This window comes from Erysipelothrix sp. HDW6C (genome assembly GCF_011299615.1).
Taxonomy (GTDB): domain Bacteria; phylum Bacillota_I; class Bacilli_A; order Erysipelotrichales; family Erysipelotrichaceae; genus Erysipelothrix.
The window spans coordinates 855,866-882,343 of the sequence record NZ_CP049861.1; the positions used below are offsets into that span (position 1 = coordinate 855,866).

Genomic DNA, 26,478 nt, shown 5'->3' on the forward strand with positions numbered 1-26,478 from the left:
GAGCAAGCATGAGAATCATTGTACCTGAAAATATAAAATTAGACATTCCGAATGTTGAGTATTATGGAACGGAAATCTTAAATCCGGAGACGGTTGACGTATTTGTTGGTAATATTGGGGTCTTTAATGCCTACCGTGATCAATTAGAAAACGTCAAATATATCCAATTACTATCTGCGGGTTATGACAGTTTAGAACTAAAAGGGTTGGAGAATAAAGTGGTGTGTAATGCGCGTGGTGCCTACAGTGGGCCTATTGCTGAATATACTGTTGCATACCTCCTTTCGATTTACAGACAACACGATGCATTTAAGCAAAGTCAAAAAGACCATAGATGGAATCGTGATATTCCAGTTACAACCCTTTATGGTAAGCAAGTAGCGTATCTTGGTGCAGGAGACATAGCCTTTGAAACACAATCGCGATTGAAACCATTTGGCGTTTCCAGTATTGCTGTTAATAGTAACGGTCGTGAGGTACCTGGATTTGATGCATTCTTTGCGCTCAATGATTTACAACAAGCATTAAGTGATGCGGATATTGTGATTTGTTCACTTCCGCTAAACCCCCACACAGATGGTTTGCTGGGAAGCGAACAATTCGCAATGATGAAAGAAGGCAGTATCTTTGTGAATGTCGGACGTGGACCCGTCGTTAAATCAAAGGATCTTCTTGAAGCACTGGAAGAAAATGTCGCATATGCAATTTTGGATGTATTCGAAAAAGAACCGGTTCCAATGGACGACCCTATATGGGACCATCCTCGAGTTATTATGACACCACATGTATCAGGCGATGCACAAGAGAGTGTAATAAAACTTCAAAACCTTCTAACTCAGAACATACTACTGTTTCAAAATGGTGAAACACCTAAAAATCAAATCAATTAATCAAGAGATCGCATCGTCGCAGATGCGGTCTTTTACTTTGAGAACAAAAAAACAAAGATTCATAACACGTGTATAAAGTATGTGTGCATCTGGTGTATAATGTAACCAAAATAAGGGAGGTTCTATTATGAACTGGGTCGCAGTAGGAATTGGAGTAGCAGTCGTACTTATTGTTGTGATTGTTACCACAGGATATGTCAAAGCATCACCTGATATTGCATTTATTATTACAGGATTTAGAAAGAATGTTCGCTATGTTATTGGACGTTCTGCAGTGATGATTCCTTTTTTGGAAAAGAAAGACTATTTGATTCTAAAACTCGTACAAGTTGATATTCGTACAGAATCAGCAGTGCCAACACAAGAGTTTATCAACGTTCGTGTTGATGGTGTTGCCAACGTTAAGATTGATAAGCAATCCGATTTGATTGAGCGCGCTGCAGAAAACTTCTTAAATAAAGATGATAAATATATTGCAGCAATCGCCCAACAAGTCCTTGAAGGGAACATGCGTGAGATTATTGGACAAATGAAACTCACTGAACTTGTTCATAACCGTGATGTCTTTGCACAGAAGGTGCAAGAATCAACCGAAGACGAACTCGGACGTATGGGACTTATTGTTGTTAACTTGACCATTCAAAATTTTGTCGATGACAATCAAGTGATCGAAAACCTTGGTATTGATAACATTACAAAGATTAAAAAAGAAGCTGCCATTGCAAAGGCACAAAGTACGCGTGATATTGCCATTGCCCAATCAGAGTCTGACAAAGAGGCAAATGATGCACGTATAACAGCAGAAACAGAAATTGAACAAAAGAATACAGACCTCGAAATCAAGAAATCACAACTCAAAGATATAGCGGAACGTGAACGTGCGCGTGCTGATATTGCCTATCAAATCGCCACAGAACAATCACGTAAAGCATTAGAAATTGAACGTGAGAATGCGGAAATTGCAAAGGCTGAAAAGCAATCAGAACGTCTTGATAAAGAGATTGAAATTCAAGAACGAAAACTAAGTGCAGAAGTTGGAAAAGTTGCGGAAGCAGATCGTTATCGTGAACAACAAATTGCGGATGCAAAGGCATATGCAATTGAAAAAGAAGCTGAAGCAATGGCGAAAAAAGCCATTGCGGTTCGAGAACTTGGATTGGCTGAAGCTGATGTTATGCGTCAAAAGGCCGAAGCGCAAAATGTGCTTAACCAACAAGCCCTTGCAACACGCGTTATCGACCTGTTACCTGAAATGATTGGCAGCCTATCTGCACCTTTAAACAATGTAGATACAATTACAATGTATGGTGAAGGAAACGTAAGCCAATTCATGGGTGATCAAGTCAAATCCATGGAATCCGTATTTAGCGGTGTGAAACAAGCAACAGGCTTGGATCTTGCGGAGATAATGCAAGGAAAGATTATTGCTGAAGCCACGGGTGATGCAATCGGAAAAGGATTACATTCTGAGATTGTAAACCATGATGAAGTAAAAGTAGAAGAGTAGTTAAGAAGACAAGCGCAAGATACTGTGCTTGTCTTCTTTTTGAATGTAACTTCCCTTTAGATACTCTCCTAGAATTTATCGACTATTGATGACATAAAAATGTGGTTTAAGAACATATGGTTCAATTAATACACTAATTTGATAAACTTCATAAGTAATTATAGGGAAAGAAAAAGGAGAAATAATATGGAAGAATTAAATTTTGTTGAAGAGGGGTATCAAAAATTTGGGGGATGGCTCATGTTCTTTGCAATCGCTCAGGGGCTAGGTATTATTTTTGTAATATTTACGTATTTGAACTTTAGCTCACAATTTAGCCAATTGGGTTCGTATGTTGCTATTGCACTGGGATCCATTAAAAACACATTGTTATTGATGACAATTGTTGGAATTGCATGTTCAGCGGCTTTAATCTATTTTGTGACTCAACCAAATCCGAAAGCTATCAAAACTGTGAAAATGATCTTAGTCGGATCTCTTGTAGCTCAATTCGTATTTTCGATGATGCTGTCCGGTCAATTTGCAGAATTTGGAGTGAGCTATCCAATGACAAATACAATTTCAGGGGTAGTTGGTTTGGGAATTTGGTTAGCATATTTCAGTAAGTCCAAACGCGTACAAATTTTCTATAAATTAGATCCACGTCTTGCTCAAGAAGTTCCATCCGAATTGTCGTAAATTATGTTACTCGCTGGCAAGTCTTAGCGACGCAGGTGTCGTATGATATAATATGACTAATGAAGTAGGTGAGACTATGAAAAAGCGAAAACCTAAATTTGGATTTTTATTGGGGTTAAATGCTGTTTTGGGTATTATTTTCTTAGCGCTATTGATTCGTAATTTTCAAGTTCAAGCGGAAACGCGCGGCACTAAAGTGGCGAAGACACTTGCGAAGCAAACGCGTGAATATGGAATTCAGTTATTACCGGAAGTTGTCATCGATGAAGACTACGAGTTTCTCGATGGCGATATTTCCAGTTTTGACCGCTTAAAAAGCATTACCATTGCCGAACAAAGCAGATACGATGATCTTAAGTTCTATGTTACCAAAATAGACAAGACAAAAGGCTACACTGTGATGTGTTCTTTGGATGAGAAACGTGTCGTTGGCTGGGAACATAATCCGAATCCTGATGATGGAGACAAGGGTTATCCGACAGGACCAATGCTTGAGTCGGATTGTGCTGCATTGGTTGATTATGAGGAAGAGACAGTATCGATTCATGAAGATACGATGGTCACCTTCGAGGCGACATTCAATGGTAAAGTGCGTCGTATCGCCGTCAATGTGATAGATTTAACGAAACCTTTTAACCTTATACCATAAATTGAGGGCCGCAAATGCGGCTCTTTTCTTTTGTGCATCCACTCGTAAAGTTAGTATCTATGGTAAAATTAGAGTAGAGAGCAAGAGGGAATGCTATGAGTGAACATTATTTTTTAATTAATGAAGTTGCTAAATTGCACAATATGAGTAAGAAGACGCTGATCTATTATGATCGCATTGGGATTTTTAAGCCGGATCACATTGATGAAGAAACAGGATACCGATACTATTTACGCGAGCAGTTTCCTTATTTGAAACAAATCATGTACCTAAAGAAGCTTGATTTCTCATTGGATGAGATTCAAGAACTCTTGGAGAATCGCCAGTTTGCACCACTAATTGATAAATTATCGACACGCCTGGTTGAAGTGGACACTGAAATTACCCACCTTCATGAGATGAAACAGGACTTAGAATACTTAATTGACTTCTATCAACAAGTCCAATTCATCGATGATCGGGATCTTTTTAAGCCGGGAATAAAATTATTTAATACAAGAACAGTTATTTATGAGCTCTGTGATGATCAAAATGATAAGCAACAAGTGATGTTGGCATACCGTAAAATGTTGCGAACTTTGATAAGTTTGAACATTTTTTCACAAATGCCGTATGGGACAATTCACCTTGCACCTGAGGAATCTGGACAAGATTACTATCAAAAAGTGGGCTCGTTTATTTCATTACCTCACAGTATGGGTTTACCAAATGAGATTGAACAACCACGTGGAAAGTACGCTTATATGTACAAGAAAGGCGGTTATTATGATGAATCGTCGCTTAATAAATTATTGAAATGGATTAAAGATAATGGCTATACTCCTGTGGGTAATGTATATGATTTTTCACTGATCGACTATACATTTACAAAATCTGAAAGTGATATGATTCAAGAAATTCAAATAAGAATTGAGTAGTAATCCCTTTACCATGCCCCTAGGGCATCCCTTACGATAGTTGTGAAAAGTATAACAAGACTTTCGGAGGAGAAAAAATGAAGGATTATACATTTAAAGATTTTATCAATAAAATCTTAACAGGTATGAGTGTGGGTATTGTTGTTGCACTGATACCAGGCGCACTCTTGGGGGAATTAGCAAAAGCGTTTAACTGGACACAAGTTGCAGAACTTACAAACATTGCAACACGTTTACTCTCAGTTGTTATGGGGCTAACAATTGCGATGCAATTTAAACTAACACCAATTCAATCGGGAACACTTGCAATTACAACTGCTATTGGTTCGGGCGCATTTAAGTTTGTTGATGGAACATTGGTTCTTGGTGGTATTGGCGATGTTATTAACGCTGGCTTAATTGCTGGAATTGCAGTTGCTGCAATGCTGCTTATTGGGGGCCGACTCAAGGCTTATACCATCTTAGTTGTACCAGCACTTATTATTACTGTCATCGGTAGTTTGGGTCTCTTTACACTTCCATATGTTTCATCCCTTACAGGATATATCGGACAATTGGTTGCACAATTTACAAACTTTACACCAGTTGTAGCAGGTATCTTAATCAGTATGACATTCGCATTGATGATCGTGTCACCAGTATCAACAGCTGGCGTTGCGATGGCAATTTCATTAGCTGGTGTTGGATCGGGTGCTGCAAACTTAGGAATTTGTGCTGCTGGCTTTGGCTTGGCAGTTGCAGGATATAAAGCAAATGGCTTTGGTACAAGTATTGCGCACTTCTTGGGTTCACCAAAAATGCAAATGGCCAATCTTATTAAAAATCCAAAAATTATGTTACCGATCCTATTGAATGCTGCAGTAACCGGAGCATTCGCAGGGATCTTATGCATTCAAGGAACACCAGCAAGTGCTGGATTTGGAATTAGCGGACTCATTGGACCTTTAAATCACTTAAATATCGTTGGATACACCGGTGGAAACTTATTGATAACAGTCATTGCATTTGTTGCGATTCCTGTTGTGATGTCATTTGTTTCAACGTACATCTTTGATAACAAACTTAAAATTGTATCAGCTGATGATTACAAAGTGGATTTTAAATAAAAAGGAGCCAATTTATGATGAAAGTTATCGCATTCGCTGTTCGTCCTGACGAGCAAGCAGCATTTGAAAAATATACAAATGAATTAGGAATTGATATGACCTATGTTAATGAAAGTCTTGGTATGGAAAACGTAGCAATGACGCAAGGGTTTGAAACGGTATCCTTTCTTGGAAACTGTGATTTAAGCAGACCCGTCCTTGAAATTCTTGCTGCAAATGGTGTCAAATTCTTGGCATCGCGCAGTGCTGGTTTCAACAATGTTGATATGGACGCAGTAAGGGATTTGGGACTTCGTTTCTCAAATGCAAACTATTCACCAAACTGTGTATCAGATTTCGCAGTTATGTTGATCCTTATGTCCATCCGTAATATGAAAGCAATTATGAAACGTACTGAAATCAATGATTATTCACTTCCTGGCATTCAAGGTCGTGAGATGCATAACCTAACATTTGGAGTCATTGGTACCGGTCGTATTGGCTGTGAAACAGCGCACAGTCTTGCTGGATTCAATGGACGAATTATTGGTTATGATGTCTATGAGAATGAAAGCATTAAGGATGTCTTGGAATATGTATCATTAGATACACTTTTCCGAGAAGCAGATGTTATTACATTACACACACCCTTGTTCGAATCAACTTATCACATTATCAATGCGGAAAATCTAGCGAAAACTAAGCCAGGTGTTGTTATTGTAAACTGTGCTCGTGGAGAACTTGTTGACAGTGATGCATTGATTGAATATGTTGAAAATGGACATATTGGCGGTGTTGGCCTCGATGTACTTGAAGGTGAATTGGGAATCTTCCACAATAACCATCGTTTAAGCACCTTGAGTAACCACCAGTTAGCAATCCTTGAACGCCATAAAAATGTCATCGTAACACCACACTGTGCATTCTATACAGATCAAGCGGTGTCCGATATGGTTGAAGTTGCACTGCGCTCACTTGTATCTTTTGTCGAAAATGGCGAAAGCAGCGTCGAAATAAAATAGTTCTTGATACACTGTCCTTATAAAGGATGGTGTATTTTTTTCAACTCGTGTATGATTGAATATAAAGGTGGTGCATCATGTTTCAATACACGTATCAGTTTACAACAGGGGAATATACGATAACAGAACGGGATGGCGCCATTATCGCAATTGAGAGTGTGGCAATGCCAAATCAAACAGAGTTTGAAACCCCGCTTATCAAAAAGTGTGCTCAAGAGATTCGAGAATACCTTCTAGGAAAGCGGATTGAATTTACGGTTCCCTATCGTCTAGAGGGGACTGATTTTCAAATCGAAGTCTGGAAGGCAATTGCCGCAATACCTTATGGGGAGACACGATCCTATCGAAGCATTGCTGAGCAAGTTGGACGGCCACGCGCAGCGCGCGCAGTCGGAACAGCATGCAACAGGTGCCGTCTATCCTATTTGATACCATGCCAACGTGTGTTATCCTCACAAGGATTAGGCGGTTATGGTGATAATATCAGTGAAAAAGTATTGCTCCTCAATTTGGAAGCATCAACACTTTAAGTAACGTATTTGAATAAAATGCAGTATCGAGTGCAGGTGGAGGGAAGATATGAGAAAACGTATCAAGTTTGTTACCGTCGATAAGATCGAGTACCGTGAATACGAAGACTTTCTAAATAGAATGGGTGCGGATGGTTGGCACCTCAGTCATGCCAATGCTTTTTGCCAAACCTTTGAGTATCAACCAGACATGAAACGATACTACGCAGTGATTCCCAACTTAAAGATGACGGGTATGGGCCGTATTCATGAATATGAAAAACAAAAGGTGTCCTTAGAAGAATCTGGATATGCGTGGCATACGGCAGCAGGAGCGACAGATGTCTATACTTCGACCACTATGAAGAATTTTCATGAGCATGTGGGCATTGATTATCAAGCGTTGTTAGAAATTATGGAAACTGATCGTAAAACGCACATCTTTTTGATTGTGGTATATGCGATAATATTTGCCTTTTATCTTTCAATGCCGCAAAGTATCGTGTTAAGTAGGATGAGCCAACTTTTAATGATCAGCTACTTCCTTATCGTGGCAAGCTCAATTCGATATCTTTGGAATTATAGTCGCCTTAAGAAAAGAATCTATAAACCTACAAAAACAAAATTTAAATCCTTAAGAACGGACATTCTTAGCAACAGCTGGCACATTATCTACCTCTGTGTGTTGCTTCTTATTTTTCAAACTATTTCATACAATAGAGGGTGGCAAATCATTGTCTATTACATCGCGCTTTTTAGTGTTACACTGGTACTTATTGTAGTGCTCAATAGAGTGGCGAGTGCGGGGAAGCTTGCTGGAAAAAATCATTTCCGATTTTCTCTGTTGATTGTACTGGTATTCTTTTTGAGTGGTATGCTTGTTGGGTCGAAAATCGATAGCGATACCAAACCCCCTCATTTGCCACAAAAGTTTATTGACATCGGTTGTTTTGCACCTGAATCGCAATTCTTCGAACCTTCTTGGATTGTTCAGAGAACAGAAATGACATGTCAGGGTGAAAATGTTAGCCTGTTTGAATACAAAATTCCTTTTATGAGAACACTTTTGCGTAGTATTATAGTGCGTCAAGATGTCGTGGTTTCAGAAGGGGTTGTTACTGAAATTCAAAATTATCATTACAACGGCAGTGTGTATGTTCTCGAATTCGACAATTACATGGTTCTAAGCTATGAGCAAATCTCTGCATCTTTATCCGAGCGACTTCTGGAAATTAAATAGCGCTGTTGACTTGCATTTCAACGCTGAACACGTTATTCTTTCAATAATAAAAGTGAGGTTAACGATGACACTTATTGAACAGCAAACACAGGCTTTAATTGAGGGAGAAACGGATCACATTGCCATTCTTTCAAATATATCTGCACTTCTGAATGAGATGTTGGTGGATATAAATTGGGTAGGTTTTTATCTCTTTGAAGAAGAGCATCTTATTCTTGGACCTTTTCAAGGCAAGGTAGCGTGTGTTCACCTTTATCCTGGTAAAGGCGTATGTTCTGCAGCACTTGAAAAAAGAAAAACGCTCTGTGTGGAGGATGTTCACGCGTTTCCGGGCCATATTGCTTGTGACTCTGCATCAAACAGCGAATTAGTTGTCCCGATGTTTGTTGATGGGAAACCGTACGGTGTTCTGGATATTGATTCACCAACCATCGGACGATTCTCGCAAGAAGATGCCAAGACAATGGAAGGTGTCGTGATGTTGCTCACAAATCACTTCGCACAATAAAAATAAAACTCAGGAAAACCTGAGTTTTTATTATCCTTGTATGAATTAGTGACACTAATAATGATTTTCACACCATTTTGGTAGGCGCAGGAGGTTTATAGTGTAAAATGATAGTAAAGTCTCGGAGGAAAATTATGAAAAAAATAAGCATGATGCTCGTAATGTTATTAATGCTAGCGGGTTGTGGTACATCGCAAAAAGAAAAGACAACGGTTTGTCTCAATGACACGGCGTATTTGGCATATGATTCAAGTGAGCAAATTTTTGAATCGAAAGGGGATGTCGTTCGTCACATGAGAACGAAGTCAGTGCTCTCAATGGAGAAAAACTTCGGGGTTAATGCCGATGAGTTTATTGAAATTGCACAACCAGGGTTTGACGAAATTAACAAACTGGAAGGTGTACATGTATCCATAGAAAAAATTGACGATTCAACAATTTATGACAAAATGGAGATTGACTTTGATACTGCCGATTTTAAGCAACTTGCAAAACTAGGTCTTGTTCAACTCGATGAAAGCGATGCAACATTTATCTCGTTGCTACGTTCGGTCTCGATGCTTGAAGAAACTGGTTTCACCTGCACGGCAGAATAGGACGATGGCAACGCTTATCATTCTTCGTGGTAATTCTGGGAGTGGAAAGACCACCGTTGCAAAACAACTCCAACATGAAATATCCGGTGCGATGCGAATATCCCAAGATGAAGTGCGTCGTGATGTTTTAGGTGTTGGCGATGGACAGGGTAATTTAAGTGTCAATTTAATGGAAAAGATGGCACAGTATGGTAGTGAACATTGCCCTGTGGTTATCGTTGAAGGTATTTTAAAGACGTGGGTTTATCGTGACATGCTAGAAACCATGATATCTTTCTTTGACACAACCATCAGTGTTTACTTTAAAGTATCGTTTGCTGAAACAGTTGTACGTCATCAGACAAAGCCGAATTGTGACGATTTTGGTGAGGCAGAACTGATAAGCTGGTGGAATGAAGATGACCGTTTGGGCTATGATGATGAACTTGAAATTGATGATGCCATGACACTCAGTGAAAGTGTAAAAATGATCTTGAAAAGATACAAGGAGATACGATGAACGTTCTCAACGAATACATCGCAGCAACGAATACACATGATTTCGACAACCTTAATCCCTTGGTTGCAGATGCTGCAGTTTATTATTTTAGTAATACGACAGTCGATACCCGTCAAGCCATCAGGGAATATTTTGAAAATGCATGGGCTACAATTGTTGATGAATATTATAGTGCAACTGATGTCGAATGTATCACAAGTACAGAAACAGTGTGCGTCTATTTGTACACATATAATTATGAAGGTTTCATATCCGGTAAATTTGTAAGAGGTTCAGGCCGTGCTACCAATGTATTTCAATATATTGATAATCGATGGCAACTTGTTCATGAGCACCTTAGCGCAAAACCAAGCATTTAGATGCGCGCAGTCATGAGAACGTGGTATGATTTAAAAAAAAAGGAGGCTTTATGAACATACGAGCATTAGAACGCAGTGATCTTCATGATATTCACCGTTTAAATAACCTCAAGAGTGTGATGTCATATTGGTTTGAAGAACCCTATGAGTCAACAGATGAGCTGCACAGTCTTTATGAGAAACACATTCACGATAACACCGAACGTCGGTTTGTTATTGAAGATAATGGTGTATTCGCAGGTGTCATAGAGTTGGTAGAAATATCCTTTTTACACCGAAACTGTGAGATTCAAGTTGCAGTTTTTCCCGAGCACGAAGGAAAAGGTTTAGCAAGTCGCGCAATGGCAAAAGGAATCGAGTATGCTTTTAATATTTTAAACTTACATAAAGTGTATCTCTATGTTGATGTCGATAATGAGAAAGCAGTCAATATCTATAAGAAACTCGGTTTTGAGTTAGAAGGCTGTTTGAAAGAACAATTCTTTGCTGCAGGTTCGTACCATGATAGTTATTATATGGGGCTATTGGTTGGTCAGTTTAAGGATACGGATGAAAATTTAGAATTGGAGAACTGATCATTAATGTGCATGTAAAGGTGCACATTTTTTATTATAAAGAATCTAAATTACAATAAATATGTTACATTATAATAAGTAATCAGAGTTTGTTCGGGGATAGAAAAGGAATGGCGTACGCGCGTATTGCCATACAGAAGAAGATGTTAATTACAATATTTGGTGAGAGTTGTACTGGAAAAACAACGTATGCTGAGCGTATAAAAAGAGAAAAATTTGAAATTTATCAAGGTAAAGATTACTTGAGGTTGGATAAGAGTCCGTCGGAAGCGAAAATAAAATTTCAAAAGATCTTACAAGATGCGGTTGCTGATAAGTGTCAAATTATTTATGTGATTACGGAGGTGGGCGATATTGAGTCCGTTCCTGAAGGAGCTCATCGCATTCTCATGAAGCAAGATTTAGAAACCATCAAGACGCGCTTTGCAAAGCGAATGAATCTTGCAGAACTTCCAGAACCAATATCAAAAATGTTGGAGCGAAAACATCGTAGTTTCGATGCCGTTCCACATGATGAAGTCATTATCTTGTAAGGGCGCAATTCTACACAAATTATCTGGAATGCTGTAGGATGTGCTGGTAATTGAGCATTTATGTTATTGAATTTCAAAAGCGATATGTTCTTAGTGGTATTTTTTATTCGAATCTTTTAAAAATTGATTGAACATTAATTGCTTAGCATGTATAATGTGGGAAAGGTCCTTTAAGTTGATTCTGTGAGATCAACAAGGTATGTTAACTAACATAAGAAGGGCGGATGACGCCTTTTTTTGTGCAAAAATTCCTTGGACCTCAAGGAGGAAAGATATGAAGAAATCAGAAACAATCATGGGGTATCTACCCGATGAAAAACCATCTTTGGGGAAGATGATCCTGTTCGCAATTCAGCAAATACTTGTTATGTTCCCTGCGACAGTAATGGTAGCCTTACTAACAGGATTCCATGTATCCACAACAATCTTTGCAAGTGGATTTGCAACATTGTGCTTCTTGTTTATTACAAAAGGCAAGATTCCATTGTACTATGGATCAAGTTTTTCATATATTACGGCTATTGTTGGTATCACGGGTGGTGCAAGTGGTGCGATTGCCATGGGAAATGTTGCACCGGACCACTTAATCAGCCAAGCACAGTTTGGAATTATTGCATCCGGACTTGTGTCAATTCTTGCGGGATTTGTTGTGAATAAATTTGGTCAAGAAAAAATTGAAAAATTCTTACCAGCAACCGTAACCGGTAGTATCGCTATTATTATTGGTCTTTCACTTGCGGGAAGTGCAATGACGGGTGCTATTGGCTATAATGAAGTCGCAAATACAATGGACATGAACTCGGTGATCGTCGCATTTGTTACGCTGACTGCAACTGTTATCTTTTCTGTTTATGTTAAAAAGGGAATTCTTGGTCAGTTGCCAATTCTCTTGGGAATTGGGGTTGGGTATATTTTAGCCTTATCACTTGGAATGATTGATTTCAGTGGAGTCATGGCGAATGGAGTGTTTTCTTTGCCGCACTTTACTTTACCAGAACCGAATATGGCAGCGATTTGGGCGATTATGCCAATTGCGATTGCAACAATTCCTGAATCAACTGCGCATGTTTTCCAACTCGATATTTATGTGAATAACTTGGCAAAGAAAATGGGTTCAAAAAAGAAATATGACATTGAAAACAAACTTGGATCAAATCTAATTGGTGATGGGGTTGCCGATATTGTCAGTGCTGCAATTGGTGGTCCTGCTGGGACAAACTATGGCGAGAATATCTCAACCATGGCCATTACCAATAATTTCTCGGTCTATGTACTAGGTGCCGCAGCTGTGTTAGCAATGATAATCTCATTCTTCAGTCCATTGGCTGCTATCGTAACTTCAGTTCCTGCATCGGTTATTAACGGTGCTGGTATCTACTTGTTTGGTGTTATTGGTGCTCAAGGGATTGCGATTATTATCAACAAGGAAGTCGACCTCTTTGATCCAAAGAATTTAGCAATCATCGCGATTATCTTGGTAGTTGGATTGGGTGGAAACTTCGCCTTCCCTGGAGGAATGATTCCAATTGGAACAATGCAACTTCCTGCCATTGCTACCGCATCAATCTTGGGAATTTTATTCAATATCCTCTTAAATTTTAGAGAAATATTCTTAGGTAGAAAATAAAAACAAGAGTCGCGATAAGCGACTCTTATTTGTTATCCTTGAACAGGTAATGCAGTGTCCGTTGTGGGTCTTCAAGAAACATACGTGTATTTGTAACGATGGGATGTTGATCGTAACGGATGGCTTCAATCGTATGATTGAAATGATAAATTGTTGCACCAGGAAATGCTAAAAGTATGGGTGAGTGGGTGCAGATAATGAACTGGCATCCACGATTTGATGCCTCATGAATCATTGTCATAAGTGCAAGCTGTCCGTGAAATGATAAAGGGGTTTCGGGCTCATCAAGTAAATAGAGCGCATTGTCGCGAAGTCGTGTTTTGAAAAATTCGAGATACCCCTCTCCATGTGAAGCATTGCCCACATTTTCTGTGATGGCGTCCATATGCTGTGCATTTCCGCGTTGCAATCCGGACTCAAGAAGGTATCCCATCGATTGTTTGTTTGTATGTTTTCTTTCTACAGCAGCAAGTTCGTCATGATAGAATGCCGATTCACTTTTTGCCCACTCAATATAATTGATAAAGTCTTCACTTTGGAGGTAAAATCCGCGCTGAGATTTGGTCTGCCATGCTAGCGTAAAATGGTTGGGGAGTTCTCTTCGAATGGACTCACTAAAAGGACGCCCATGGCCAATATCAATTGCAGTTGAAAGTTCCTTAAGGATCCGTAAAAGCGTTGATTTCCCGCTCCCGTTGTCTCCAGTTAAGAAGGTTACTGGCTGCGTAAAATGCAATGTCTCAAAGGCGATGACATTGTATGGATATTCGGTATTGGGTGCTGATATAGTCTGGATTGCTTTAAGAATCATGGGAATCACCATCGAGTCTATGCAGTTGAGTGCATAAATTCACCCTTTGATTACAATTATATCAAATTTCAGAAATCTTCTATAGTATAGAGACAGGTATAAGGGAGAAACATATATATGACACAAATTACAGTAACACGCAGTGCCAACTTTTTGGGAATGGCACGAGCTTATAAAGTAATCGTTGATGGGCGGGAAATAGGACGTGTTAAAAATAACGCGACAGAAACGTTCACGATAGACAATGGAAGTCACGAAATGAAGGTTGGAATCAGTGCGATGAATGGTATGAGTAATGTTGTAAAGTTTGAAGCATCAGAAGGTGATGATCTTGCATTTACAACCACCATGAACCCGCTCTTGATTGTAGGATTACTATTTTCTCTTTTTGGAGGGGGACTTGCAGGGTATGGTTTTGCTCAAGAAGTAACATCGCAACTCTTTTTAGGGATGGGGATTCTTTTCGCAGGCGTAATCATCGCAAGTATCTATTCGATTAAACTAAAGCAAACAGTTTAGAGTCGAGAAACAGCACGTTCATCGTGCTGTTTTTTATTGCAACAATGTATCTTTCACTTTACTTGGAAATGCTTTATAATGGAGTAAAGGGGGTGTGATAATGGAACCATACTATAAGTACTTTACGATGATCGCTTTTGTTTTTTATTTTTATATCATGAATCGCACCTATGAGGGAATCTTAGAGCCGAGATTTACATCTAAGAATATTCACATTCCGGTTGCGATTGCGAATTGTTTTTTATGGTTATTGGCGATGTCATTACCACACTCTGCGATTCGTGTTGTCGGCATGTTGACACTTATTTTTGCGAACATCATGTTTCTTTATCGGACCTCACCACTCATTGCGTTGCACATTGCAGGAGTTTATAATTTAACGGTCTATTGTGCACGGGGAATTATCTTTTCGATAATCAGTATCTCAACGGGAGCGCCGTTTCGAGATATCTTAGGAATAAGCCAAGTTTACTACTTTGTGCATATTATCAGTGTTTTCTTAGCACTCGCATTCTTGGAAATATATCGTCGCATTTCGAAAGCGCCACAACGCATCAAATACTTTTATGCGAGTCCCAAACAACTGCGCTTCTTCGTGATTTATCTGTTTGCTTTACAATTATTTATGATGTATATAAACGATGGACGCATTCTTGAAATCTACTCTAATTGGTTCTCGTATCTCTATCTTATTGCTTGTATTTTAACGGAAGCATTGCTGTTATTTATTTTTCATCACTTGATGCAACTTACTGAGTTTATTGAAAAGGAAATGGTTGAAAAAAGCATAATTCAAGGTCTTGAATCAAAACTTGAATTCTATCGTACCTATCAAGTTCAAACCGATTCGCTTCGAAAGTTTAAGCACGATTATCAGAAAGTCATGGGTAATCTTAACTACTATATTGATCGTAACGATATTGAAGGTATCAAAACCTATCTACATGAGACGATGGGTATTGTTGAAGGTGCATCAATTCACGAGGTACAGTACAGTAACAATGGTCTTTTGGATGCGATTCTTCAAGATGCTGCCAACCGAGCTGATGATCTTGGAATAAAATTCGATGCATTGGTATCAATTCCCGAAGGAATTCAAATGAGCGATTTTGATATTGTTCGCTTGTTCAGTAACTTACTTGATAATGCAATGCTCGCGGCAAGTAAGGTTGAGGGTGAAGCAAAAGTCAGGGTCTTTGGAATTCAACGATCCAATTGGTTCCAAGTTGAAGTTTCCAATACATTTGACGGCCGCTATACCAAATCAGGTAATAGTTTTACGACGATGAAACAAGATAAAGAGTTGCACGGATATGGTATTCAAATTATTCAACAGGTAGTGCAAAGCATGCATGGTGTCTTAACCATGGATCCAAATAGAGAGCAAAAAGTATTTACAGTGAAACTCTCAATCCCTGTTCCCCAAAGTGACTAAGGTCACTTTTTTTTGAATATTTGAATAAAAGTGTTGACAACCAAGGGTGTTTCAGTAATAATGGTGAAAAGCGATGAAAAGGAAAGTAATTTCTTGAAAGTTTTACAGAGAGCCTGCGGTGGTGAGAGTGGGTAGACGGAAGAGCAATGAAAATGGCCTTGGAGCAGTAAGACTGAGATCCCCTTGTGGTTTAGGTTTTACCGGGTGTGCCCGTTAAAGCACTAGAGAATGATAGTTCTTGAAGAGGTTTGTAATCGTGAGATGCAAACGAATTAAGGTGGTAACATGAGCAGCGCTCATCCTTAGGGATGGGCGCTTTTTATATGTCTAAACGTCAAAGGAGAAGAATGATGACACACAAAATTGATAGCTATGTAGAACAACAACATGAATTGTATAAGAAATTAGCTTTAGAGATTCATGCGAAACCAGAGGTAAGTAATTATGAGTTCTTTGCGTGTGAGACGCTCTCACAACAACTAATTGCAGAAGGGTTTGATGTGACAGTAGATGTTGCAGGACACCGCACGGGATTTGATGCCCGTTACAAATCCGCAAAACCAGGACCCGTTGTTGTCTTTCTTGCAGAGTATGATGCGCTGGTTGGAATTGGCCATGCTTGCGGTCATAACATTTTTGGAACAACATCTTCACTTGCCGGTGCGGCACTGAAAGAAGTGATTGATGAAGTTGGAGGAGAAATTCGCATCTATGGAACACCTGGAGAAGAGGGTGGCGAGAATGGTTCAGCAAAGGGAAGTTTCGTTCGTGAAGGATTCCTTGATGATGTTGACGTTGCATTGTGTGTCCATCCCGGTCACCTGCATGGATTGACGGGAACTTCATTGGCAAATGATCCAGTAGATGTAGAATTCTTTGGACGTGCGAGCCATGCGTCTGGTGCACCAGAGTATGGCATTAATGCATTGGATGCAGTCATCGCAGTATTTAACAATATTAATGCTTTACGGGAACACTTAACAGATGATGTTCGGATACATGGAATCATAACCCATGGCGGTGATGCACCCAATGTTGTTCCTGAGTATGCATCGGCGCGGTTCTATTTGCGAGCTCAAGCACGTCATACTTTGAATGATGTATACCAAAAGTTCGAGAATATTGTTAAGGCAGCAGCACTGGCAACAGGATGCACTTACAAATTTGGTCTTTTTCAAAACTCAGTTGACAATACAGTCGTAACACCGCTCTTAGACGCTGTTTACGAGCGCCACTTGAATCGTTATGGTGAAGTTGTAACACCACGTCAGGCAGGCGGTTCTGGGTCAACAGACGTTGGTAATATCAGTCAGGTAGTTCCAACCATTCAGCCCCATATTAATATATCCAATGAACCAATAGCGGGCCACAGTATTGAATTCCGTGAGGCTTCAAAAAGCGAACTTGGATTAAGCACCATTGCATTGGGAGCAAAGATTCTTGCTCATACTGCATTGGATTTAATTCTCGATCCACAACTCTTGGAAGCTGTAAAGATACAGCATAAAGAGAACACTCAAAATCAAGTATAGAAGGAGGCAAGCAATGATAGAATTTCAAAATATATCCAAGACATTCTCGGGGTCTCACGACGACATCCATGCGGTACGAGATGTATCATTCACCATCGAAGCACAAGAAATATTTGGGATCATTGGATTTAGCGGAGCTGGGAAAAGCACGCTGATCCGCTGCATCAACCTTCTTGAACGCCCAACTCGGGGAAATGTTGTAATCAATAACACAGTGCTGAACAACCTCAGTGATAAAGCGTTGCGATTACAACGTCGTAAAATTGGCATGATCTTTCAAGGTTTTAACCTTATGGCATCACGAACAGTTTTTGAAAATGTCGCCTTTCCCCTTCGTGATCAGAAGAAGTCACAAAAAGAGATTAAGGACAAGGTTTCCTCCCTTTTACAACTTGTAGGCATTACAGATAAAATCGATGCTTATCCATCTCAACTATCTGGTGGACAAAAACAGCGTGTTGCGATTGCCAGAGCATTGGCTAATGATCCAGATATTCTCTTATGCGATGAAGCCACATCGGCGTTGGATCCGCAAACAACCAAGACAATCCTGCGTTTACTTCAAGAAGTTAATGAACGCCTGGGGATTACAATCGTGATTGTAACCCATGAAATGGATGTAATTAAGGAAGTATGCCAGCGCGTTGCGGTCATGGAAGATGGTTATGTTAAAGAGTTAGACAGCGTTATTAATATCTTTGCAAACCCTCAGGAACAAATAACGAAAGACTTTGTAAATAGCACAACGAACATGGATGCGATTGGCGAGATTGTTCAAAAGAAGCCAGAACTCCTGAACTTACAAACGGATCAGCGACTTGTAAAAATAACCTTCTTTGGTACAAACACAAAGGAAGCGATTATTTCTGAGATAAGCAGCCAATTTGGTGTAAAGGCAAGTATCATCTATGCCAACGTTGAAATTATTCAAGACGAGATCATTGGTGCATTGGTGGTTATTTTGTCAGGTGATCGTCAATCGGATGCACTTGCGTATCTAACAAGCATTGATGTAAAGACGGAGGTACTTCATCATGGAACAACTCTTTAATCAATACCTTCCCAATCTCATGACATACAAAGAGGAGTTTATTAAAGCGATACTTCAAACCTTAGAAATGGTTCTGAAGAGTGGGGTATTATCCTTAATCTGTGGACTGATTCTGGGAATAACTTTGGTTGTGACCCGTAAAGATGGGTTACTTGAAAATCGCTTTGTCTATCATATTCTTGATAAGGTCACCAACCTCTTTCGTTCCATCCCATTTGTAATTCTAATTACAACAATTTTACCTTTAACACGTTTAATAGTTGGGACAAGTATTGGTGTGAAGGGAGCCATCTTTCCGCTTGTCATTGGTTGTACACCATTCTTTATGAGACAAGTTGATATGGCGCTTTCAGATACTGATGCTGGGCTGATTGAAGCAGCCCAAGCTATGGGATTATCCCCAACCAAAATCATCCTGCGCGTTTACTTACGAGAAAGTATCCCCGCACTTGTACGCTCGATTACAATTACGCTCATTAGCTTGGTTGGGTTGACAGCAATGGCGGGAATTGTGGGCGGTGGTGGTCTGGGTGACTTTGTTACTCGATATGGTCATGCCCGTTATTACTATGATATTACCATTGTATCCGTTATTGTAATTCTACTCATGGTAACATTCATTCAAGCAATTGGAAATATAATTATTAGAAAGACTACACATTAGTGTAGAGGAGAAAAAAATGAAAAAGATTATCATACTTGCACTGGCATTAATTGCCCTAGTTGGTTGCTCAAAAGCACCAGAGAATACCGATGAAACACATATTAAACTCGGAATGATGGGAAGTGATTCTGTTGTATGGAAGCGTGTTGCTGAACTTGCTGCTGAAGAAGGCATCATTATCGAAATTGTGGCATTCAGTGACTATACGCAACCCAATGCCGCATTACAAGCTGGAGAGATTGATATTAATGCATTCCAACACTTTGTATACTTGGAGAATGAAGTCGAAACACTTGGTTATGACATTGTTCCAATTGCTAAAACTTCCATCGCTCCACTGGGTCTATACTCAAAAAATATCACAAGTCTTGATCAACTCAAAGATGGAGATAAAATTTCAATTCCCAACGATGTGACAAATGGTGGTCGAGCGCTTCAATTATTACAAGCAAATGGACTCATTAAACTGAATGATGCGAAATTTCCAACGCCAAAAGATATAGTTGAAAATCCAAAGAACTTTGAAATCATCGAGTTGGCCGCTGCAACAATACCGGGAACACTCCAAGACGTAGCGATTGCCGCAATCAACTCGGGAATCGCCGTCGACGCGGGGCTTATTCCAACAGAAGCAGCAATTGTACTTGAAGATGTCACAATTTCTCAGGACAATCCGTATGTAAATTTGATAGCTGCTCGTAGCGAAGATAAGGACAGTCCTGTACTGAAACGGATAATTGAACTGTATCAAACCGATGAGATTAAAGAACTTACAATCAAAGACAGTAAAGGCGCATCAATTCCAGTTTGGTAAGCCTCACATCTTTATGACATATTTACCTTACAAAAGTGTAATACATTGAGCGTATTGCTATGATATTATGCTCTTGTAAGGAGGGTTTGTTTTATGAAACGTACCAAAATTATGGTAGGCGTCGCGTTTGTTGCAGTGCTTGCAGTTGTCGCATTCCCAGCCTATCAGTATTATCAAAATCGCTATGTCGGCAGTGAATATTTCGCCCGTGTGCCGTTGGACTTCAATACCGAACCGGTGGCTATAACCGACGATCGCGGCGCATTCTTCGCAAATGGAGTATCCTATCAACTGGATGGATACAACGAAAAAGGAGAGCACCGAGTCCTAGAGTTCACGGTATATGGCGACAAAGCCAGTGAAATGTACGAACCAGGCGCATATTTAAGTATCAGTGCAAGTAAACAAATCGTAGTTGGCCAATCTGAGGTAAAAGACACAGATATCCCACCAACAGTACTTGTTAAGATTCGTTAATGGAATAGTGAAACCTCACAAGGGCTTCACTATTTTTACTGTTTTTCTTACGCTATCGTAGAGAGTGCCACTTTGTACGATTTATAGTATAATAGGAATGATTAGTACGCATATCAAACCAATTTGGGATGCTATGTATAAAAAGGAGTTTGTATGGAAGTAGGATATCATTTTCGGGATTACATCTATAAAAGAGGGCAATCCTATCTAAAAAAAGACAAAGTAAATATATTGGAAGATAGCGATAATCTCATTCGCGCGCGCGTTTTGGGAGAAGAAATGTACATTGTACGAATTGAATTACGTGATGGACATACGGACTCATTGTATTGTTCGTGCCCCTTTGCCAAACGTGGAAGCAATTGCAAACACATGGCGGCGGTAATTGAACTCTCAATTCAAACTGGGAACAAGCATGATTTTACGGTCGATGCCTTGGAGACGTATGATGATTATGGCGAAGATTTGAAAAATGGATTTGATGAAAGTTTTGACCATCAAGAGCCCTTATCTCAAGAAATGATGAGCGAGATTGGTCACTTACTTTCAATTTTAAGTCATGAAGATCTTGTTGACTATTTGATTTTTCTTTTTGAAAGCAATCCCAAATTAGCAAATACATTTGTAAATTTTGAATTTGAAATGGATGGAAACACTGAAGACTTATCATAAGGAGAGACTATGAAAAAGAAACAAATCAAGGCTACTTTTGCCATTGTAATTGTGAGTATTGCCCTTGTTGCAACTTTTTTTATTGTTCGTAATCAGACACAAGAATTATCGGTTGTTGAGAAAGTCCTTACTTTTGAAAAATACGAACTCATTCCGCTCGACGTGATTGAAAAGAATATCACAACAAACCGCGAAAAGGACTTGAAAGTCTCGGTTCTTGTGGATGAGAAACCCATCGACTTGGATGCATATCAAGTACAACTTGCTGAAAAACACAAACTTACCACCGATGCAATACCCATGGTTTCCGACTTTGAGGTCCAAGCAACTGTTGGCAAACATGTTGAATCGTTTCGTGTAAAGGTCACGGATACTGTCAAACCAAAACTTGAGGTAAAGTTCGAAGATGTAGCACTCATAGATGGTGATGAAATTGTTGCCCATAGTCTGGCTCAAGTCGTCAGTGAAGTAAAAGCAACTGCCTATGACATAGGGTTTAATGGTGTTAAAATCCCATTGGAAGTTAAGATTGTTGAGAAACCACTCGTCACACGCGATGACAAACCTCAGATTGCCTTTAGTGCTAAAGATGAAGCGGGCAATGAGACGCTCATCTCAGTGTCTGTTATCGTGCAAGATGATGCTACTTCGGGCGATGATACGGCTAAAGAGTCACCAATTTCTGGTGATGATAGTGCTACAATATCGGACCCTGGTTCTGAGACGGTTCTTGTTAACCGTCAACGTTATTTGCCATCTGATTACATTCCGCCATTGATGGATGTACCTACAGATTATGCAGTTAGCGGGGGTTATGAAGCAACTCCTAATACCGTTAACGCATTTATTCGCATGGTTGATGACATGTATTCGGAAACAGGTATGTGGATGTACGTAACGTCATCCTATCGAGACTATGAGTTCCAAGGCGAACTTTACTATAATTATATTGATCAACACGGGCAAGCCGAAGCAGATCGTATGTCGGCGAAACCTGGTACCTCAGAACATCAAACAGGACTTGTGATGGATGTGGTAACACCAGGTGGCTACATGTTCACGTTTGGTGAAACTGAGCAATCTGCATGGGTAAATAAAAACGCCCATAAGTATGGGTTCATTGTTCGTTATCCAGAAGGAAAAGAATCTATTACAGGATATATGCCAGAAGCATGGCACTTGCGCTATCTGGGTGTAGATACGGCAACCTCAGTCTATAATTCAGGACTTACCTATGATGAATGGTATTTCAGTAACTAGATGATTCCCCAAGAGCTTTACGTAGATCATCAACATATTCTTGTTGAATTTTGGAGATGTTCATAAAATATTTAGCAAAGAAACGCAGCAATGCGTTTTTTACGTTTATGGACTCAGTGAATACGACACGACAACCACCATTTTCTGATTCATAAAAAACACCCGACCAATTGCCTGAGATGTTTTGGTTGTTTAAGTCAAAAGCATAGATACCCGCTTCGTAATCTTTTTCGGTGATTATAAAATATGTTGGAATAAGATTTTGTGAGTACTCGGTAAAACGTTTACCGTCTGCTTCGATATGGCTAAGGTCGCGACGCCATTCCCATTTTGTATTATCGGTCATCATATTCCATACATCACGCTTACTGCTAGTAAAGGATGCTTCCAAGACTGATTTTTTCATAAGGTTCCTACCATTCTATAATTGAATCTTATCGCTTTCAACTGCCAGTGTCAATTTGAATTTACCGAATATAAAGTGATAAAAATAGAATATCGTGCTATAGTGAAATTATACAAATGTAAATGAGTGACACTTGAGTAGAAAAAAGGAGCGCGACTATGTTTGAAAGTTTGAGTTTTGAAGATTTAAGCCAAATTGATATTTCGATTGTTACCTATGTTACCAACAATCTCCCAGCAGTTTCCCATATGCGCATTCGTGATCTGGCCGACAGTGTTCATGTTGCCCCATCAACCGTCATGCGTTTTATTCGTAAAGTGGGGTATGAGAGCTATTCTGACTTTCGGGTAGCGGTACAGGCCGAAAGCAGAAAAATACTAGGAAGTGACGATGATATTATAAAAAATAACATTCCCGTCAACGATATGATTAGCTTGGGAAGCGATTGTGATGCGTTGCTTGATCAGGCTGTAGCGATTATTGAAGATGCCCCGGTTATTTACACAATCGGCATTGGGTCATCAGCGATTACTGCAGAATATGCGGCTTTACAATTCAATTATCTTGGTCACACATCAATTCACCATCAGAATACATTTCTTCCAATTCTCTGGAATGAAGGATTTAAGAATAGAAAGACGTTATTTATTCTGTTCTCTACATCGGGTGAAACGCGGGAGATTGTTCAATTGGCCGATACATTGAGTAAAGGGGGATCTCCAATTATCTCTATCACTAATGGTCATTACAATTCACTTGCAAAGCTAAGCGTACTCAATATTCCCTACTTTACCAAATCCAACCGATTGTCTGCATTTGTGGATTTATCAACCCAGATTCCCGCAATCTATGTTGTTGAATCCCTGACTGCAAAGCTCTATGAAGCACGTATTGGTTCACAAGAAAAGCCGTTATAGAGACACTCTATAGCGGCTTTTTACTTTCCAAAAACTTCGAACACTGTGTTTTCCGAATCGAACAACGACCTAAAAACAGAAAACGCTTACAATGCGTTTGTGATGAATGTACAATACAGGTAAACACAGGAGGAGTTATTATGAAACTCATAGAAAAGTTTTTAAATAAGATCATTGCGCCCATAGCAAACTACATGTCGCAAAGTCTTTTCTTTGGAAGTTTGTCGGAAGCATTTATGCGTACAACACCAATTACTGTTGGTGCATCCGTGTTAATGATTATCGGAAACTTTCCCGTCCCAGCGTGGATAGAATTTATTACAAACTTAGGTCTGATGGAGCATTTCAATGCTGTAGTAGGGGCATCGACCAACGCAATCGCCATATTTGTTGTTTTTAACTTTGCGTATATCTATGCAACAAAATCAAAACAAAATGGCTTGTCTGCTGGATTAATTTCATTGGCTTCGTTCTTTATTCTTATTCCGCAAAAAATTGGGGTCTTGGACACATTGGTGAATAAAGCATACCTACCTGAAGGCATGTATGAAACTATCACAACGTCTCTCGAACCGCTTATGAGTCAAGGCGTCTTTACCGGTGCGACTGGGTTCACAGAATTCTATATTTCTGGTACAGGTATCTTTGTTGCACTCTTCGTCGCTGCTGTCACAGCAATTCTCTTTGTAAAGTTAAACGAACGAAACTTTACCATAAAGTTGCCGGCAACAGTGCCATCAAATGTTTCGGAATCTTTAAGTCCATCTCTAATTGCTGGTGTTATCTTTATTCTCTTCTTCGCAATTCGTATTGGTTTATCCTATACATCCTATGGTGATATCTTCCACCTTGTATTCGGATTAATCCAACAACCACTGCAAGGATTTGCGGCAACACCGTTCTCGGTTATCTTCTTATTTACACTTGCAAACTTATTCTGGTTCTTTGGTATTCACCCGAACATAATCTTTGCAGTTATCACACCACTCCTAGCAGGTATTCGCCCAGAGTCAATCGCTGCATTCCAAAATGGTGTCAATCCAATGCCGTATATTTCAATTTCGATTATTAGCTTGGTTCATTTCTCGTTTGGAGGTGGTGGGGTAACCTATGGTTGGTTAATCTCGTCCTTTACTGCAAAATCAGAACAAAATAAAACCTTGCGTCGTCTTGCATTGGTACCAGGAATTTTCAATATTAATGAGCCGCTCATTTTTGGGGCTCCTATTATGATGAACCCAATTTATTTTATTCCATTCGTATTCAGTACAGCAATCATTAGTAGTCTTGCGCTGTTACTTAATACCGTCATTGGACTTGGTGTTGTTAACCCAACAGCTTCAATGCCATGGACAATGCCAGGGTTTGTGGTGACAATCACAACGGGTGGTCTTAAGTATCTGTTGATTGCGATTGTTGTCTTGGTTGCTTCAGTTGTACTTTGGTACCCATTCTTCAAGATTGCAGATGCTAAGATGTACGCTGAAGAACAAGATATTTCTAAAAAGGAGCTCGCTGGCAATGAGTAATTCAATAGAAAACTACACACCTGAAGAACTTGAGCAAATCGTCCTCAAGCATGTCTTAGGTGATGCAGAGATCGAAAAACCAACAACACGTTTGGGCATTTCTATCTATCCTGAACACTCGACACCGCAGAAAGATCACGCTTATTTAGAACTTGCTGCAAAGTATGGATTTACCCGTATGTTTACATGTCTTCTGAGCGCAGATGAGTCGGTGGAAACAATCATTGCGGAATTTACCGCTATAAATGGCTATGCACGTGAACTCGGATTTGAAGTCATTCTCGATGTAAATCCAATTGTGCTCAAAAAATTAGGCGTCACGCCGGATGATTTATCACTGTTTGCAAGAATGAATGCCGATTCAATTCGTTTGGATATGGGGTTCGGTGTTGAAAGTGATACAAAGATGACGTACAATCCAGAGAATTTGATTATTGATTTTAATGCAAGTGCACACAATGGACAATTAAAAAAGCTTATTGATAATAATGCGAATATGAAGAATGTCAGTGCATGCCATAACTTTTACCCACAGTTGAATACGGGGTTGGGGTTAGAAAATTTCTATACTTATTCTCGTAATATGAACAATCTTGGTGTTCGTCTTGCTGCATTTATTTCTTCAAACGAACCAAACACATTTGGTCCATGGCCCGTCAGTGAAGGTTTGGTAAGTGTTGAAGTCAATCGTGGCCAAGAGATCAGTGCTCAGGCCCGCTTTATGGTGGCTACAAAACTTGTGCAAGATATTATGATTGGGAATGCTTATGCAAGTGAAACAGAACTTAAAGCAGTGGGTGATGTGAACCTAAACAAAACAGTCTTTAAAATCGTCCCAGAAGCAACATTAACTGCGATTGAGACAAAGATTCTGTATGATGATATTCACCTTGCCCGTGAAGAAGGCGCGTATGTGAAACGCGATATGATCTCGCGATTCGTCAATAAGAAAGCAACAATTGAACCCAATTGTTGTCCAGAAACCCTCCATTATGGGGACGTTATCATCTTAAACAACCGACTTGCCCACTATGCTGGTGAATTGCAAATTGTAACAGCGAAAACGTTAAACAACGATGGTCGTTACAATCGTGTTGGTACGATAGTCGAAGATGAGCTGATGATGATTGATCTTCTTTCACCCAATGACCTCTTTGGTTTCACCACGACATAGTCGAGTGCATCCTTGACTTTGAA

General features: G+C 39.6%; 30 protein-coding genes and 1 other annotated feature. Of the genes, 28 read left to right on the forward strand and 2 right to left on the reverse strand.

Annotated features, from left to right (window positions below; genetic code table 11):
• The first annotated feature begins 8 nt into the window (after window positions 1–8).
• From G7062_RS03775 to G7062_RS03850, 16 genes are all read left to right on the forward strand, one after another.
• A complete protein-coding gene (locus G7062_RS03775; protein ID WP_166064592.1) occupies window positions 9–890 on the forward strand; it encodes a D-2-hydroxyacid dehydrogenase in 882 nt (293 codons plus the stop codon).
• 127 nt (window positions 891–1,017) lie between these two features.
• Complete coding sequence (locus G7062_RS03780; protein ID WP_166064593.1) at window positions 1,018–2,397, forward strand: flotillin family protein; 1,380 nt, start codon at window positions 1,018–1,020, stop codon at window positions 2,395–2,397.
• Between the two features lie 186 nt (window positions 2,398–2,583).
• On the forward strand, window positions 2,584–3,075 hold the full coding sequence (locus G7062_RS03785) for a hypothetical protein (protein ID WP_166064594.1): 492 nt from the start codon (window positions 2,584–2,586) through the stop codon (window positions 3,073–3,075).
• A 76-nt stretch (window positions 3,076–3,151) separates the two neighbouring features.
• The gene (locus G7062_RS03790; RefSeq protein ID WP_166064595.1) at window positions 3,152–3,724 is read left to right on the forward strand and encodes a hypothetical protein; all 573 of its coding nucleotides are present in this window, start codon (window positions 3,152–3,154) and stop codon (window positions 3,722–3,724) included.
• Window positions 3,725–3,819: 95 nt separating this feature from the next.
• Entirely contained in the window at window positions 3,820–4,641 is an 822-nt protein-coding gene (locus G7062_RS03795; protein WP_166064596.1) for a MerR family transcriptional regulator, read from the forward strand.
• Between the two features lie 77 nt (window positions 4,642–4,718).
• The gene (locus G7062_RS03800; RefSeq protein WP_166064597.1) at window positions 4,719–5,747 is read left to right on the forward strand and encodes a PTS transporter subunit IIC; all 1,029 of its coding nucleotides are present in this window, start codon (window positions 4,719–4,721) and stop codon (window positions 5,745–5,747) included.
• A 14-nt stretch (window positions 5,748–5,761) separates the two neighbouring features.
• Window positions 5,762–6,748 (forward strand): D-isomer specific 2-hydroxyacid dehydrogenase family protein, encoded by a 987-nt coding sequence (locus tag G7062_RS03805; protein ID WP_240915981.1) that lies wholly within the window; start codon window positions 5,762–5,764, stop codon window positions 6,746–6,748.
• Between the two features lie 77 nt (window positions 6,749–6,825).
• Entirely contained in the window at window positions 6,826–7,278 is a 453-nt protein-coding gene (locus G7062_RS03810) for a methylated-DNA--[protein]-cysteine S-methyltransferase (RefSeq protein WP_166064599.1), read from the forward strand.
• A 49-nt stretch (window positions 7,279–7,327) separates the two neighbouring features.
• Window positions 7,328–8,497: a hypothetical protein gene (locus G7062_RS03815; protein ID WP_166064600.1), complete on the forward strand. Its 1,170-nt coding sequence runs from the start codon at window positions 7,328–7,330 to the stop codon at window positions 8,495–8,497.
• Between the two features lie 64 nt (window positions 8,498–8,561).
• Window positions 8,562–9,005 (forward strand): GAF domain-containing protein, encoded by a 444-nt coding sequence (locus tag G7062_RS03820; RefSeq protein ID WP_166064601.1) that lies wholly within the window; start codon window positions 8,562–8,564, stop codon window positions 9,003–9,005.
• Between the two features lie 134 nt (window positions 9,006–9,139).
• A complete protein-coding gene (locus G7062_RS03825; protein WP_166064603.1) occupies window positions 9,140–9,601 on the forward strand; it encodes a DUF1307 domain-containing protein in 462 nt (153 codons plus the stop codon).
• 4 nt (window positions 9,602–9,605) lie between these two features.
• A complete protein-coding gene (locus tag G7062_RS03830) occupies window positions 9,606–10,100 on the forward strand; it encodes an AAA family ATPase (protein ID WP_166064604.1) in 495 nt (164 codons plus the stop codon).
• Window positions 10,097–10,459 (forward strand): nuclear transport factor 2 family protein, encoded by a 363-nt coding sequence (locus G7062_RS03835; protein ID WP_166064605.1) that lies wholly within the window; start codon window positions 10,097–10,099, stop codon window positions 10,457–10,459. The genes G7062_RS03830 and G7062_RS03835 overlap by 4 nt, the downstream gene beginning before the upstream one ends.
• A 50-nt stretch (window positions 10,460–10,509) precedes the next feature.
• Window positions 10,510–11,034 (forward strand): GNAT family N-acetyltransferase, encoded by a 525-nt coding sequence (locus tag G7062_RS03840; protein WP_166064606.1) that lies wholly within the window; start codon window positions 10,510–10,512, stop codon window positions 11,032–11,034.
• A 110-nt stretch (window positions 11,035–11,144) separates the two neighbouring features.
• On the forward strand, window positions 11,145–11,567 hold the full coding sequence (locus G7062_RS03845; RefSeq protein WP_166064607.1) for a hypothetical protein: 423 nt from the start codon (window positions 11,145–11,147) through the stop codon (window positions 11,565–11,567).
• A 274-nt stretch (window positions 11,568–11,841) separates the two neighbouring features.
• Window positions 11,842–13,194 carry a uracil-xanthine permease family protein gene (locus G7062_RS03850; protein ID WP_166064608.1) on the forward strand — a complete coding sequence of 451 codons (1,353 nt, stop codon included), beginning with the start codon at window positions 11,842–11,844 and terminating at the stop codon, window positions 13,192–13,194.
• A gap of 25 nt (window positions 13,195–13,219) precedes the next feature.
• On the opposite strand, the gene G7062_RS03855 is transcribed toward G7062_RS03850, so the two are convergent.
• Window positions 13,220–14,005 carry an ATP-binding cassette domain-containing protein gene (locus tag G7062_RS03855; protein ID WP_166064609.1) on the reverse strand — a complete coding sequence of 262 codons (786 nt, stop codon included), beginning with the start codon at window positions 14,003–14,005 and terminating at the stop codon, window positions 13,220–13,222.
• A 117-nt stretch (window positions 14,006–14,122) separates the two neighbouring features.
• Between G7062_RS03855 and G7062_RS03860 the strand changes: the two genes are divergently transcribed.
• From G7062_RS03860 to G7062_RS03900, 9 genes are all read left to right on the forward strand, one after another.
• Window positions 14,123–14,524, forward strand: coding sequence for a hypothetical protein (locus G7062_RS03860; RefSeq protein ID WP_166064610.1), 402 nt, complete (start codon window positions 14,123–14,125; stop codon window positions 14,522–14,524).
• Window positions 14,525–14,624: 100 nt separating this feature from the next.
• Window positions 14,625–15,959, forward strand: a complete 1,335-nt coding sequence (locus G7062_RS03865; RefSeq protein ID WP_166064611.1) for a sensor histidine kinase — start codon at window positions 14,625–14,627, stop codon at window positions 15,957–15,959.
• A gap of 64 nt (window positions 15,960–16,023) precedes the next feature.
• Window positions 16,024–16,266 (forward strand) — a binding site (T-box leader).
• A 43-nt stretch (window positions 16,267–16,309) separates the two neighbouring features.
• The gene (locus G7062_RS03870) at window positions 16,310–17,491 is read left to right on the forward strand and encodes a M20 family metallopeptidase (protein WP_166064612.1); all 1,182 of its coding nucleotides are present in this window, start codon (window positions 16,310–16,312) and stop codon (window positions 17,489–17,491) included.
• Between the two features lie 13 nt (window positions 17,492–17,504).
• Complete coding sequence (locus G7062_RS03875; RefSeq protein ID WP_166064613.1) at window positions 17,505–18,542, forward strand: methionine ABC transporter ATP-binding protein; 1,038 nt, start codon at window positions 17,505–17,507, stop codon at window positions 18,540–18,542.
• Window positions 18,526–19,206: a methionine ABC transporter permease gene (locus G7062_RS03880; protein ID WP_166064614.1), complete on the forward strand. Its 681-nt coding sequence runs from the start codon at window positions 18,526–18,528 to the stop codon at window positions 19,204–19,206. Before G7062_RS03875 ends, G7062_RS03880 begins: the two co-directional genes overlap by 17 nt.
• 16 nt (window positions 19,207–19,222) lie before the next feature.
• The gene (locus G7062_RS03885) at window positions 19,223–20,020 is read left to right on the forward strand and encodes a MetQ/NlpA family ABC transporter substrate-binding protein (RefSeq protein ID WP_166064615.1); all 798 of its coding nucleotides are present in this window, start codon (window positions 19,223–19,225) and stop codon (window positions 20,018–20,020) included.
• A gap of 93 nt (window positions 20,021–20,113) precedes the next feature.
• Complete coding sequence (locus G7062_RS03890; RefSeq protein ID WP_166064616.1) at window positions 20,114–20,497, forward strand: YxeA family protein; 384 nt, start codon at window positions 20,114–20,116, stop codon at window positions 20,495–20,497.
• Window positions 20,498–20,650: 153 nt separating this feature from the next.
• Window positions 20,651–21,169 (forward strand): SWIM zinc finger domain-containing protein, encoded by a 519-nt coding sequence (locus tag G7062_RS03895; RefSeq protein WP_166064617.1) that lies wholly within the window; start codon window positions 20,651–20,653, stop codon window positions 21,167–21,169.
• 9 nt (window positions 21,170–21,178) lie between these two features.
• On the forward strand, window positions 21,179–22,429 hold the full coding sequence (locus G7062_RS03900; protein WP_166064618.1) for a M15 family metallopeptidase: 1,251 nt from the start codon (window positions 21,179–21,181) through the stop codon (window positions 22,427–22,429).
• On the opposite strand, the gene G7062_RS03905 is transcribed toward G7062_RS03900, so the two are convergent.
• Window positions 22,419–22,835 carry a hypothetical protein gene (locus G7062_RS03905; protein WP_166064619.1) on the reverse strand — a complete coding sequence of 139 codons (417 nt, stop codon included), beginning with the start codon at window positions 22,833–22,835 and terminating at the stop codon, window positions 22,419–22,421. The genes G7062_RS03900 and G7062_RS03905 overlap by 11 nt on opposite strands.
• A gap of 158 nt (window positions 22,836–22,993) precedes the next feature.
• Here G7062_RS03905 and G7062_RS03910 point away from each other — a divergent pair, with 158 nt between their 5' ends.
• The 3 genes from G7062_RS03910 (at window position 22,994) to G7062_RS03920 (ending at window position 26,455) form a co-directional block, all read left to right on the forward strand.
• Window positions 22,994–23,752 (forward strand): MurR/RpiR family transcriptional regulator, encoded by a 759-nt coding sequence (locus tag G7062_RS03910; protein ID WP_166064620.1) that lies wholly within the window; start codon window positions 22,994–22,996, stop codon window positions 23,750–23,752.
• Between the two features lie 140 nt (window positions 23,753–23,892).
• Window positions 23,893–25,281 carry a PTS sugar transporter subunit IIC gene (locus tag G7062_RS03915; protein WP_166064621.1) on the forward strand — a complete coding sequence of 463 codons (1,389 nt, stop codon included), beginning with the start codon at window positions 23,893–23,895 and terminating at the stop codon, window positions 25,279–25,281.
• On the forward strand, window positions 25,274–26,455 hold the full coding sequence (locus G7062_RS03920; protein ID WP_166064622.1) for a DUF871 domain-containing protein: 1,182 nt from the start codon (window positions 25,274–25,276) through the stop codon (window positions 26,453–26,455). Before G7062_RS03915 ends, G7062_RS03920 begins: the two co-directional genes overlap by 8 nt.
• The last annotated feature ends 23 nt before the right edge of the window (window positions 26,456–26,478 follow it).